Source organism: Campylobacter sp. VBCF_01 NA2, from assembly GCF_027797205.1.
In the GTDB taxonomy this organism is placed as follows: Bacteria; Campylobacterota; Campylobacteria; order Campylobacterales; family Campylobacteraceae; genus Campylobacter_B.
The window spans coordinates 990,907-1,003,939 of sequence record NZ_CP115607.1; the positions used below are offsets into that span (position 1 = coordinate 990,907).

Sequence of the window (13,033 nt, forward strand, 5' to 3'; positions counted from 1 at the left end):
ATCAATCCTTATTTAATTTATGGTCAAATTCCGGCACAATCTCTTTGAGTTTTGCGGCAACTTCGCAGTTTTCGGCATTTACAAGCTCTGAAATTTGCAAATTTAGCTTTTCTAAATCGTATTTTGTAAAGCTTGAAACAAAGATCGATTGATACTTCGTGCTTTTATCGTTTTCGTTGATCAAAAGCTCCTCGTAAAGCTTCTCGCCGGGACGAAGTCCTACAAATTTAATCCCAAGCTCCTCTTTTCCTGCTAACTGCAACATGCGTTTGGCAAGGTCTGCGATTTTGACAGGTTCGCCCATATCAAGCACGAAAAGCTCCCCGCCTTTGGCGATTGAGGCTGCTTGAAGCACTAACTGACAAGCTTCGCTCACTAGCATAAAATACCGCACGATATCAGGGTGCGTAACGGTAAGTGGCTCGTTTGCTTCGATTTGGCGTTTAAATTTCGGGATTACGCTTCCGCTACTTCCTAGCACATTTCCAAATCTCACAGCCACGATTTGAGTGGCTTCATCGCTCGAATTTAAGCTATAAAGCTCGCAAATTCGCTTTGTTGTGCCCATGATATTTGTAGGGCGCACAGCCTTGTCGGTGGAGATTAAAACGACCTTTTTAACGCCATGTTTTTTGGATAAATCCACGACATTTTTCGTGCCAAGGACATTGTTTTTCACCGCTAAATGCGGGTTAAATTCACAAAGTGGCACATGTTTATACGCTGCTGCATGCACCACGACATCAGGCTTAAATTCGGCAAAAATTTCATCGAATTCATCGCGATAAACGATATTTATCATTTTTAATTCGTTGCGAGGATCTGCGTTCGTGGCTTCGTTGATTTGATAAAGGTTAAATTCGCTATGCTCGACCATAATCAGCCGTTTTGCACCAAAATTCAAGCATTGTTTGCAAATCTCGCTTCCTATCGTGCCACCTGCGCCAGTAACCAAAACGACCTTGCCGTCGATGAAATTTTTAATCGCCTCTTTATCCAAATCCTTTGGTTTGCGCGCGAGCAGGTCTTCGATCGAAATGTCGCGGATTTTTTTCTGCTCGTTTTCTAGTAGCGAAAATAGCTTGATATCTTTTAGCCCATACGCGATTAGCTCGTCGTAGAGCTCTTTGAGATCTTCTGGGTGCAGCGAAAGTGCCACGATAGCGGTTTTGGCGCCACTTTCTTTTATCATTTCTGGGATTGTGCTTTTTGCGCGCACGACGAAATTTTCGCAGTATGTGCCCACTAGCTCTTTTCTGCCATCGACGACGCCCACAGGATAGTAGTTTATGTGGTGTTGGCGCATACCTTTTAGCACATGCACGGTTTTGCTAGTCGCTCCCACGACGACGCAGGGTTCGTTGGCGCTAGAATTTGACTTTTCGTGCAATAAAAACATGCGTTTTGAGATTCTTACGCCACTGATTAAAATAAAGCAAATCGCCGCGTCTATGGCAATCACAGAGCGCGGGAAGGGGTTGAAAATATTCTCCATTAAAAAGAAAATCGCCAAAAATGTCAAAGCCGTGAAAATGTGCGTGTAGAAAATTTTGCGCGCTTCGTAAAGCCCGAAAAATCGCCACGGCACAAGGTAAATTTTCATAAACCACAAATACGCAATGCGAATAGCGGTAATTAGGGTCGCGCTTAGTAGCAAGCCTTTGTAAAATTCGTTTGGGATATCGCCACTAAAACGCAAAACAAAGGCGATTGCGACGCTAAAAATCGAGATTAAAATATCTAAAATCAGAAAAAATGCAAAGCGTTTGAGCTTGGTCGGTCTAAAAATCATAAGCTTTTCTTTACAATCTGGACGACTTTTGCGACCTGCTCGTCGCTCATATCGCTTCCGCTTGGAAGACAAATTCCGCGACTAAATAGATCCTCGCTCGTGCCATCGACCACACTTAATGCGCCTTTGAAAACTGGCTGCATGTGCATTGGCTTCCATAGCGGACGGCTTTCGATATCGGCTTTATTGAGTGCGTCGATTACGCGTAAGTGAGCATTTTTTTCTTTGAAAACTAAGGTTGTAAGCCATCTGTTTCCGCGTGAATTTTCGATTTCTGGCATAAATTCGGCGCAGTCTTTTAAAAGCTCACTATAAAGTGCGAAAATTTCTCTTTTTCGCTCGACGCGTTTTTCCAAAACTTCCATTTGTCCCACGCCAATCGCGCCTAAAACATTGCTTAATCGGTAGTTATAGCCATAATCCAAATGCTCATAATGCAAAAGTGGCTCTCTGGCTTGCGTGCTATAATACCTTGCTTTGGCGATTAAGGCTTCGTCGCTCGAAATTAGCATTCCGCCGCCACTTGTGGTGATGATTTTGTTGCCATTAAAGCTTAGCGCACCACACGCGCCAATCGTGCCAAGGGCTTTGCCCTTGTAAAATCCGCCAAGCGCCTCGGCTGCGTCCTCGATAACGGCGATATTTTCATTTTCGCAAATCTCCATTATCTCGTCCATTTTCGCAGCCTGTCCGTAAAGGTGGGTTGGGATTAGGGCTTTTGGTTTTTTGGGTGCTAGTTTGATTGCCTTTTTTAGAAGCTCGGGGCTTAGATTCCAGCTTTCGTCGCTGTCGATTAGCACAGGGACGCAACGCTCATAAAAGATCGGATTAAGGCTCGCCATAAAGGTAAAAGTAGAACCAAGCACCACATCGCCGTCTTTTATGCCTAGCGTTCGCAAGGCTAGATGAAGTGCGGCTGAGCCAGCATTTAGCGCGAGAGCTGATTTCGCGCCAGTGTAATCGCAAACTGATTTTTCAAATCTATTAACATACTCGCCAAGTGGCGCGATGTAGTTGCTTTCAAAAACTTTTTTTATGTATTCTAGTTCGTTTCCGCCCATATTTGGGGGGCTTAAAAATATTCTTGCCATTTTCTCTCTTTCGATGAAATTTATAAATTTAGCCTAATTTTTAGGCGATTTGCAACCAAAAAATTGCAAATTTAAAAATTTAAAAGGCGTTATTTTACCACTTTTAAATAAATTTATGATTTTTATTTTTGCTGTTTTGTAAAATTTGCAAATTTATAAATTTTGCTTTTTTAAACCGGCAATTTGTAAAAATTCTCTAAGAGTTAGTCGTATGGTGAGCCCTCGCTCACCAAATTTTTGCATTTATTAAATTTTAGGCTTAATGGATAAAACGAGGATTTAATTTTATCATTTTAATCATTAGGCGGGCAAAAGCCCACCCTATGATAATATTGTCTTAAATTTAATACCCCATTCTTCGCAATACTCTTACCTGATTGCAGGCGCTCTCTGCTACTGAGAAATCTTGATTACTATCTCCGATTGAGAGTTTATTTTTTAGATTACAAGACATCTGGTAAAATGCGATAGCCATTGAAGGATTTTTCTCTACCCCTTTTCCCTCTTCAAACATAAGTGCATAATTATTACACCCCACAGGGTCGCCATTTTTGCAAGCTTTTCCGTAAAAATTATAAGCTTTATTGTAATCCTGCTTTACACCTTTTCCAATTTCATACATAACCCCAAGATTGTTGCAACCATATAATGGATTAAGATCGCAACCTTCTTCATAAAATTTGATAGCTTTTTTATAATCTTGCTCTACTCCGTTTCCGTCTTCATACATAATCCCAATATTCATACAACCACGAGCTTCATCATCATCGCAAGCTTCTTCGTAAAGTTTATAGGCTTTTTTATAATCTCGCTCTACACCATATCCATACTCATACGAATATCCAAGAGCATTGCAACCCCTAGCGTAACCGGCATCGCAAGATTTCTCAAACAGTTCATTGGCTTTTTCATGATTTTTTTCATCATAACGGGCTTTCATTCCTTGTTCAAAATAATCTTCTCCGCTACCAGAAAATATCCAATAACCAACCAATAATACCAAAATAGCGATAATGGCTTTTTTCATACTTGCTCCTTTAAGTGCAATTTACCTTGTGATTTTAACAAAATTTGACTTAAAATTTTTGATAGTATCGTAGGGTGGGCATTTTCGCCCACCAAATTTTTGCATTTATTAAATTTTAGGCTTAATGGATAAAATAAGGATTAAATTTTATCATTTTAACCACTTACTTACTCATTAGATGGGTAAGATTACCCACTTTACGATATTCGCAATGACGACAAGCTAAATTTTCAAATTTCTTTTGATTATTTTTGCTGGGACACCGACGGCTACGCAATTTTCGTCGATGTCCTTTATCACTGCACTACCTGCACCGATAACGCAATTTTTGCCGATTTTAATCTTTTGAATTACGCTCGAACCCAAACCGATATGGCTAAATTCTCCCACTTCCACGCCACCTGCAAGGGCAGAATTTGGGCTGATATGAGTAAATTCGCCAATCACACAATCATGCTCTATCACACAAGCTGAATTTAAAATCACCCCGTCGCCGATAATTGCGTCTGCATTTACCACGACATTTGGCATGATAACCACGCCACGCCCGATTTTAGCTGAGCTTGAAATCACGGCAGTTTCATGGATAAGTGTGGCGATTTCAAAACCTGTTTTGCTGACTTTTTTTTGTAAATTTGCTCTTATTTTATTATCGCCGATTGCGATTATAACTGGAAATTTTGGTAAATCATGGCTAAATTTCAACTCGCCGTTGTCGTCTAAAAAAACGATTTCTTTATAACCTGCGCTTTTTGCGACATCTGCCACGACCTTGCCATGACCGCTCGCGCCGTAAATATAAATTTTAGTTTTTTCCATTAAATTTCTCCGTTGTCGCCATGCCGTCTTTATTAACGCCGTCTTTTTTGATAACTTTTTTTATGGTTAAGAGCGCGATTTTAAGATCTAGTAAAAAGCTTAAATTTTTAGCGTAAAAGCTGTCGAATTCAAACTTTTTCGCCCAGCTAATGGCATTTCGCCCATTTACTTGCGCTAACCCCGTTATGCCCGGTCGCACGCTGTGGCGAAGTTTTTGCTCTTCGTTATAAAGTGGCAGGTATTCTACGAGCAAAGGTCTAGGTCCGATGAAGCTCATATCGCCTTTTAGGACATTGAAAAGTTGCGGAAGCTCATCAAGGCTTAGAGCGCGGATTTTTTTGCCGTATTCGTTTAGGCGCAGTTCGTCGCTTAAAAGTTCGCCGTTTTCGTCCCGCTCGTCGCTCATAGTTTTAAATTTGTAAATTTTAAAAATTTTTTCATTTAATCCCGGCCTGGATTGCGTGAAAATCGCACTTTTGCTTATGTTTTTGCGGATTAGACAATATGTTACAATCATAAGTGGCGAAGTCAAAATTATCAAAAAAAGTGCGCCAAAAAAATCCAAAAATCGTTTGAAAAATGCCCTATACATCGATAAATTTCCTATAAATTTCAATATATTTTTTCGCTATGATTTTCTCATCGTAGTTTTCAACCACCATTTTGCGCCCAGCTTGCCCCATTTTGCGCGCCAAACTCTCATCATCAAGTAGCGTTTCAATCTTTCTAGCCAAATCGCTCGCGTTTCTAACCTTGCAGATTAGCCCATTTACGCCGTCCTGCACAGCCTCGATACAGCCACTCACATCGCTTACCACGCAAGGCCTACTCATACTCATAGCCTCCAAAACGGTGCGCGGGAAGCCCTCTTTGTAGCTTGGAAGCACGAAAATATCGCACGCCTTATAAAGCGCCGCCACATCATCTCTCCACCCTAGCCAAACGACATTTCCCGAGCGCAAAAACGCCTCGTCAGCCGAGCTTTTATTCCCCGCAAAAACATCGCCTGCGAAGACAAAACAAGCGTCTTTTCGCTCTTTTAAAATTTCAGCGGCTTTGTAAAATTCAGCTATTCCTTTATGCCACAGCGCACGACCGCTCATTAGCACGATTTTTTTACCCTTTGTAATCTCAGGCAGGCTCGCGCGCTCGTGAGCAAATTCAGCGAAAATTTCGCTATTTACGCCGACACTTTTAATGCGAAAAATTTTATTCTCGCTAATAAGTCCGCGAGAGAGCATATAATCCGGATCGCTATCATTGACAAAAATGCAACCCTGACTTTGCGCAAACGCCCTTTTATAGAGCATTTCAATGCTAAATTTGACTATGCGAGATTTAAGGTCAGTGTCGATATAAAAGCTTCCTAACCCCTCGACTAAATTTAACACACGCGAAATTCCAGCCTTTTTGGCCGCAAATGTGCCAAAAACATTTGATTTGTGCGCCGAAGTTTGCAAAAAATCCAAATTTAGCTCTTTTAAAATTCTAGCTAAATTTGCCGTATTTTGCGATACTTTGAGCGGATTTAGACTAGCTTTGTCTAAATCATAATTAACACTAATAAATTCTTTTTCCAAATCCTTAGTATAATTTCCGCGTGGCGCTATCGCAAAAACCTCGTGACCAAGACGCTGTAACTCCCGCATAATGGGCGTTCTGAAAAAATAAATGCTCATATCCGAGTGTGAAAGGAAACCAAATTTCGCCATTTTATTTCTTTAATCTATAAACTTTCACAGCTGGGCTTATGACCACAGGCTCGAAAAGATCGCTTTTGTAGCGTTCTAGCACAAAAAGCTGAATATAGGTCGAATTTAGCATTTCTCTATCAAGCAGCAAAAATCTGCCATAATCCTTCATATAAATTATCGAAAATTGCGCCGAACTATCGACTTTGATCTCTTTGACTTCGAGTTTGCCACTAGCATTGTGGCTGGTTTCGAAAAATGTATTTATCGGAAATTTATTGCCCTCAGCCTCTATGCTAAGCAAGTTATTTGCGATTTTGATACCATTATCCATAGTTATACCGCTCTCATCTTGCCAAAACCTTTCGCTAGCAATGAAAATTTTATCTTTTTTCATTTTGCCTGTGGTTATGTCGATGTTCGAAAACTGCGACACGGTCGAGAGTATGCTCATCATGCGATCTGGCAAGACATAATAAATATCGCGAGTTTTGGTTGGTGTTTTGAAATCTGGCAGGCTTAAATTTAGCAAAAACGCATTGAAATCATCGAGCTTGTAATCGGCTAAAATTTGCTTTATTTTATTTGGAAATTTCTCGGTGAAATTTCGCTCTGTGTATTCGACATCTACGCGCGCCATGTGCGCTGAGCTGTATTGATCAGCCAAAAGTGCGAAACTTACCGGGTAGTTGTCGTTGCCTAGGTGCTTACCTCCGTCGACTAGGGTTTTGACATCGGAATAATACCTTATGACATAGCCATAATCCCACCACGCAAGCGCGTAATCCTCGCGATCGGCGATAGTTTTGAGCTTGTCTAAAACCTCAACCTCGCTTTTGAAAAAGACAGTCTCGACGGTGTAGGCCTTGATGTGTTGCCACGCTGGATAAAGTGCCAAAATAGTTAAGGCCAGCAAGATAATACGACCGGCAAATTTTGGCAGATTTAGCCGTTTTACCGAAAAATACAAAATATACCCAAAGCTTAGCCCCATTACGCCCACAGCATAAATGGTAAATCTAAGCCCAGCTTTGTTTGCTGCAAAGCCCAAAAGCAAAAGTGGCAGTGAGAGCAAAAACTCTTTGTGCCTAAAACACAGCACCGCGTATCCCACGCACGCCACCACGAAGACAATCACGCTCGAACTAATACGGCGCATAAAGACCTCTTTTGGCACCAGACCGCTTTCTTGGATAGTTTGATTGACATTAAAAAAGTGAAAAACCGTGTCAGGATTGTCCGCAAGTGAGCGGAAAATGTAAAATTTGGCCTGAAAAATAATCGGATTTAATCCACCGCAATAAACAAAAATCGCAAAGACCAAAATTCCCACGCCAAGCAAAATTCTAAAATTTACAATCTCTTTTTTGTAAGCAAAAAGATAAAAAATCGCCAAAAAAAGCAAAATTTTGATATATAAATAATAAAAACAAATCGCTAGTAAAAATATAATTATCGCTTCGTAATTCACCAAATTTTTGCGCGCAAAAATCAGCGTGTAAAGCACTAGCGCGCCTAACATCATCGCATTTAGCGAAAAGCTAGACGGATACCACCACAAATAAAAAATCCCAAATGCGCCTGTAAAAAACAGCGCCCTAGCATCGCCCTTGGTGCAAACCCTGATAAACGCCCACAAGATAAACATCGGCAAGACGATATTTAGCATATCGGTATCATAATACCCAGCCATTGTGCGGTTGTAGTAGCTGTTTGCCACGCAAGCAACTAGCGCGCCGATAAATCCAGCCCTAAGGGCGCGGAATTCAGCCGAAATGAGCAAAATCGGCACGACGATAAGCGATGAAAAAACAACCGGCATATACAAAAATAGGGTTTCTAGCGAAAATGGCGTAATCTGCGCTAATAATGCAGTTAGCTTGGCTAGGGGAAAATCAATGTAACTTAAATCATTTTGCTGATGAAATCCAGCCAAATAATCCCTCGTTCCCTCAGCAAACGCGTAGCCGTCGTTTGTGTTGATCATGATTTGATTATTCCACGAAAGTATGTGAGAGTATTCACTCGCCCACTGCACCCAATACAGCCTAAAAATCACGCTCACGCCGTAAGCTAAAACAATCAAAATTAACAAATGTTTGGAGAGTTCAAAATTTTTGATAAATTTAAAAACGCCACCTTTTTGTTGTGGCAAATTTGCCCCATTTTGCGTGTTTTGCGCGCTATTATTCACCCCTATATCCTTTGTCGATTTCTTCAATTTTTAAGATTAAATCTTTGCTTATCTTTTTTTTGTCAAAAAAAGCGGCTCTTATTTTAGCCTTTTTTTCATAAATTTTTACAAATTCAGGCTCATCGATCGCTTTTTGCATAGCTTTTATCGTGCCCTCTTCGTCATTTACGCTAACTAGTACGCCCCACTCATCGTCGCCTAAAAGCTCTCTTGCGCCACTTTGATGATCGCTTGAAATGACGAGTTTTCCACACGCCAAAGCTTCGATTAGTGCGTTTGAAAAGCCCTCAAAAAGGCTAACGAAAACAAAAGCATAGCATTTTGACATATATTTATAAGGATTATTATCAAAACCGAGCAGTTTTACTCTATTTTCTAGCCCAAGCTCGTTTATTAAATTTTGCAAACTCTCACGCAACACGCCATCGCCTAAAATCAGCAAATCTTTATCACAATTTTTAAGCTTTGCATAAGCACGAATCAAAAGCTCGTGATTTTTCCCAGCATCAAGTCTGCCAACGCTTAGGAAAAACGGCTTTTCATAATTTATGCTCTCTTGCGATTTTTGCGCGATTTCGTCTAAATTTAGCGCATTGTATAAAACGCCCATTTTAGCGGGATTTATGCCAAAATTATCGCGCAAATCGGCCAAATTGCCAAGCGAATTTGGATAGATAAAATCGGCCTTCGGATAGAGCCAACGAAGTAAAAATTTGCTGATTTTTGATTTTAAATTTGGCTCTTTGTAAAGCACACTTGGCGTCGAACACTCGTTGATGATGAGTGGTTTTTTATCTCCAAAAATTCGCGCAAAACCAGCCACATAACAAGGGCGATTCATCCAAACAAAATGAATATCAATGCCTAATCTTTTGCATAAATTTTTATATTTTAGCCCTAAAAATGGTAGTTTGATTAGCTTTTTTAAGCCGTTTTCAAAAGGGGCTGATTTTTCTATGAAATGCACCTGTACCGAATTTGGAATTTCATAAAAAATCCTATCGTTCATCAAAATCAAATGCACTTCGTAAGCCTTGCAAAGCTCGGGTAAAAGGTTGCTCACAACCCGCTCAGCCCCACCACCAGCCATAGAATAAATAAATACGCTCAGTTTTTTCATCGTTTAATCACTTTTTGAATTAAATTTTTCCATTTTTCATATACGATTTTAGAATCAAATTCACTCTTTCTCTCTCCTGCTTTTTGGCAAAATTCTAGTCTTAGTTTTTCATCACTCATTAAAATTTCAAGTTTTTTAGCAAATTCGGCGGTATCGTTTATACCAGATAAAAATCCATCAACGCCGTCTTTTATCAAATATCTTGGGCCACTAATGCAATCTGTTGCAATCCTAGCACAATCAAAATAAATTCCTTCTATAAGTATCATAGGGAAACCTTCGCTTAAACTTGTAAGCGCTACTATTTTTGCTCTTTTATAAAATTTATCTATCTCTTTTGTAAATTTAATAATCTCCAAATTCACGCCATTTTCTTTGGCTAGTTTTATACACCTATCTCGTTCGCTACCATCTCCACAAACAACGATTTTATAAGAATTTCTCACTTTTTCATCGATCAAACAAAAAGCATTTATCAAAAAATCAAGCCGTTTGTTTTTATCGATTCTTGACGGAAATAAAATAATATTTTCTTTTTCAAATTTTTCGTCCGAAATATCCATAAAAAAAGGATTTGGTATGATTTGAGATTTTTTTATTTTGTAAAAATCATAATCAAATTTGCTCAAAAATGTGATAAAATCAGCTCTTTTATATGCTAAAAAAATTAGTGGTTTATACAAAAAATGCACATAAGCCGTATGATTTGTATGCTCTGAAATGATGAGTTTTGCCTTTGGATTTAATAGAGCAATTATAAAATTCATATATCCGGCAAAGCCTAATATCAAATCAAATTTATTTTTAGAAAAATATTTTCGTAATTCACAATATGGTTTTACAAACTCTCCTGCGGTAAAATTCATAGTATCGCGTTCTATATCGCTAAAAAAACCCTCTCTATCATCATAAACATTTAAAACTTTGACATTAAATTTCATATCGATTAAAATATCATAAACAAATTTTGCTACTTTTACAGCACCACCATAAGAGTTTGTAGCTATCGCAAGACAAGCGTTCATGATTTTTTAGTCCTTAATAATAAATTTCTAGCAAAAATAGCAAATTTCGCCAAAGTTTTTGACATGGCACAAATACTTAAAATAACAGAATTTGGCAATCTTATCAAAATAGAAAGCATAAATTTTTTATATTTTTCCAAACTACAATCTTTAAATTCGCTACTTTTTGTTATCTCGCAAATTTTGCTTTTATACTCTTTTAAAGTTTGTTTTATGTCATTTTTATCAAAAGGGGTAGAGATAAAAAAATAGTGAAACATAACTCGCATACTATCCTTGCAAAATATTGTTTTTGCGTCATTAAAGCCTTGTTTAGTGAAAAAATTCGTCAAGCTTTCATTTACGATAAAATTATCTTTGAGCTTTAAAAATGCCATCTGTTTTCGTTCTAGATAATATTTATAAAATGCACCGTCTATTTTATAAATTTTTTCTGCAAAAAATGCTATTTTTGGGGTTATACATCTATCTTCGCCGTAAAATTTAACATCAATAGAAAATTCGACCTTATCATGTAAAGTTTTTTTGTATAATTTATTCCAAACAGAATTTAAAACTCTATCATATCTAGCGCTTAATATATCATTTAAATACTTTTTTTTATCTACAACGCCACTTTGCAAGCTATCTTTGTGGATACTTTCTATGCCGTCTCGTATAAAAATAGCATCACTTAAAACCAAATCTGCATTATTTTCGCTAGCGCCCTTATATAGGCCTTCTAAAAAATTTGGCAAAACCTCATCATCGCCGTCGATATGGCTTATGTATTCGCCTTTTGCTACTTCGTAACCAGCCTTTCTAGCACTTGGCAAACCGCCGTTTTCTTTATTTACGATTACAATTCTATCATCTTTAAATTTTTTAATTATTTGAAGCGAGTTATCAGTGCTACCGTCATTTACAACGATAATCTCTATGTCTTTAAACGATTGATTTATGACGCTATTTAGGCATCGCTCTATTTTTTCTCCAAGATTATAACAAGGAATAATCACAGAAATTTTTGGTTTCATAAATTTATTTTTCTCCATTGATTAGTTTATAAAATATTTTTGATAAATTCTCCACAAATGCCGCTTTGCCGAATTTTTTTATGGTTTTTTCTCTGATTAATCTATTATCAAATTTTATCTTGCCATCTAAATAATCTCTGCAAGCCGCAGCAATACCCTTATAATCCAATATATCAAAAATTCTACCCATATCATCATCTATATAATCTTCCACGCCGCCACATCTAGTGCTAAATACCGGCAAACCACACACAGACGCTTCTAGGGCAGATACAGGCAGACCCTCTTGGATACTTGTCATAACAAAAATATCTGCTCTTTGATATAAATCCTGCATTTTTTCTCTTTCTACTTCTCCGATTAATTCAACATTTTCGGCAATAGATGAATTTGCAATTTTATTTTCGAGTATCCCTATATTTTGCGAATAACCTTTATTTGCCTTATAACCAGCTATGATGATATGAAAATTTTTATCCGTAATTTTTTTCAATTCTTCCATAGAAGCTATAAATAAATCATAATTTTTGTAAAAAACATTTGCAGCAACGATTAAAAAAGTTTTTATATCATCTTCTTTTTTTTCTGCGAGTTTAAATTTTGTTTCATCTATCATATTGCCTATATAATACGGATTTATTTTTATATTTTGCATCATTACTTGTCTAATTTTGTCATTACTTATAGCCAAAAATGCGTCAGAATTTTCGATAGCTTTTGCCACATTATCACTTATGGTTGTCCCTAAAATTGGAAACGGAGCATGTTCTGCTACGACATAGGGCTTAGAAAATAAATTTGATAAATTCATAGCTATAACAGATAATTGATTTTGCGCCGAAAGACTGTATATAAGGTCAAATTTTTCAAATAAATTTTTATTGTATGCTATTTTTACGGCTTCAAACCTACAATTTAATATCGGAGATAAAATAAATTTCAAAAAATTACTATTTTTGCAAATTTTTGCCAAAGCTTGATTGTATTTTGGTATTTCATAAACAAAATCATAAATTTTAATTCCGCTGTCATTTTCTATAAAATTTACGCTCACTTCGTTTAAATGAAAAATATTTTTTATGCAATATAGCAAAATTCCGATGGTTTTTTCTCTACAATTCACAATCATAATTTCAAAATTATCTTTTAAAGCCGTTGCTTGTTCTTTAAAAAATATACCGGCTATTTTATTTTCTTTACTTGGATACCAAGGCGGTAATATCAACAATGTCGGTTTTTTACTCATTTTAGCTCCAAA

At 37.6% G+C, this 13,033-nt stretch carries 11 protein-coding genes; all 11 read right to left on the bottom strand.

Annotated features, from left to right (window positions below):
* Position 1 precedes the first annotated feature (1 nt).
* Entirely contained in the window at positions 2-1,792 is a 1,791-nt protein-coding gene (locus PF027_RS05120; protein ID WP_270872389.1) for a polysaccharide biosynthesis protein, read from the bottom strand.
* A complete protein-coding gene (pglE, locus tag PF027_RS05125; RefSeq protein WP_270872390.1) occupies positions 1,789-2,883 on the bottom strand; it encodes a UDP-N-acetylbacillosamine transaminase in 1,095 nt (364 codons plus the stop codon). Before pglE ends, PF027_RS05120 begins: the two co-directional genes overlap by 4 nt.
* A gap of 343 nt (positions 2,884-3,226) precedes the next feature.
* Positions 3,227-3,910 carry a tetratricopeptide repeat protein gene (locus PF027_RS05130; RefSeq protein WP_270870602.1) on the bottom strand — a complete coding sequence of 228 codons (684 nt, stop codon included), beginning with the start codon at positions 3,908-3,910 and terminating at the stop codon, positions 3,227-3,229.
* A 222-nt stretch (positions 3,911-4,132) separates the two neighbouring features.
* A complete protein-coding gene (locus tag PF027_RS05135; protein ID WP_270872391.1) occupies positions 4,133-4,729 on the bottom strand; it encodes an acetyltransferase in 597 nt (198 codons plus the stop codon).
* The gene (gene pglC / locus PF027_RS05140; protein ID WP_270872392.1) at positions 4,716-5,321 is read right to left on the bottom strand and encodes an undecaprenyl phosphate N,N'-diacetylbacillosamine 1-phosphate transferase; all 606 of its coding nucleotides are present in this window, start codon (positions 5,319-5,321) and stop codon (positions 4,716-4,718) included. Before pglC ends, PF027_RS05135 begins: the two co-directional genes overlap by 14 nt.
* Positions 5,314-6,441, bottom strand: a complete 1,128-nt coding sequence (locus PF027_RS05145) for a glycosyltransferase family 4 protein (RefSeq protein WP_270872393.1) — start codon at positions 6,439-6,441, stop codon at positions 5,314-5,316. The genes pglC and PF027_RS05145 overlap by 8 nt, the downstream gene beginning before the upstream one ends.
* Position 6,442: 1 nt before the next feature.
* Complete coding sequence (locus PF027_RS05150) at positions 6,443-8,614, bottom strand: STT3 domain-containing protein (protein ID WP_270872394.1); 2,172 nt, start codon at positions 8,612-8,614, stop codon at positions 6,443-6,445.
* Positions 8,607-9,734 (bottom strand): N-acetylgalactosamine-N,N'-diacetylbacillosaminyl-diphospho-undecaprenol 4-alpha-N-acetylgalactosaminyltransferase, encoded by a 1,128-nt coding sequence (gene pglJ / locus PF027_RS05155; protein WP_270872395.1) that lies wholly within the window; start codon positions 9,732-9,734, stop codon positions 8,607-8,609. The genes PF027_RS05150 and pglJ overlap by 8 nt, the downstream gene beginning before the upstream one ends.
* Positions 9,731-10,759, bottom strand: coding sequence for a glycosyltransferase (locus PF027_RS05160; RefSeq protein ID WP_270872396.1), 1,029 nt, complete (start codon positions 10,757-10,759; stop codon positions 9,731-9,733). Before PF027_RS05160 ends, pglJ begins: the two co-directional genes overlap by 4 nt.
* Positions 10,756-11,775, bottom strand: coding sequence for a glycosyltransferase family 2 protein (locus PF027_RS05165; RefSeq protein ID WP_270872397.1), 1,020 nt, complete (start codon positions 11,773-11,775; stop codon positions 10,756-10,758). The genes PF027_RS05160 and PF027_RS05165 overlap by 4 nt, the downstream gene beginning before the upstream one ends.
* 4 nt (positions 11,776-11,779) lie before the next feature.
* On the bottom strand, positions 11,780-13,021 hold the full coding sequence (locus tag PF027_RS05170) for a glycosyltransferase family 4 protein (RefSeq protein ID WP_270872398.1): 1,242 nt from the start codon (positions 13,019-13,021) through the stop codon (positions 11,780-11,782).
* Positions 13,022-13,033 lie beyond the last annotated feature (12 nt).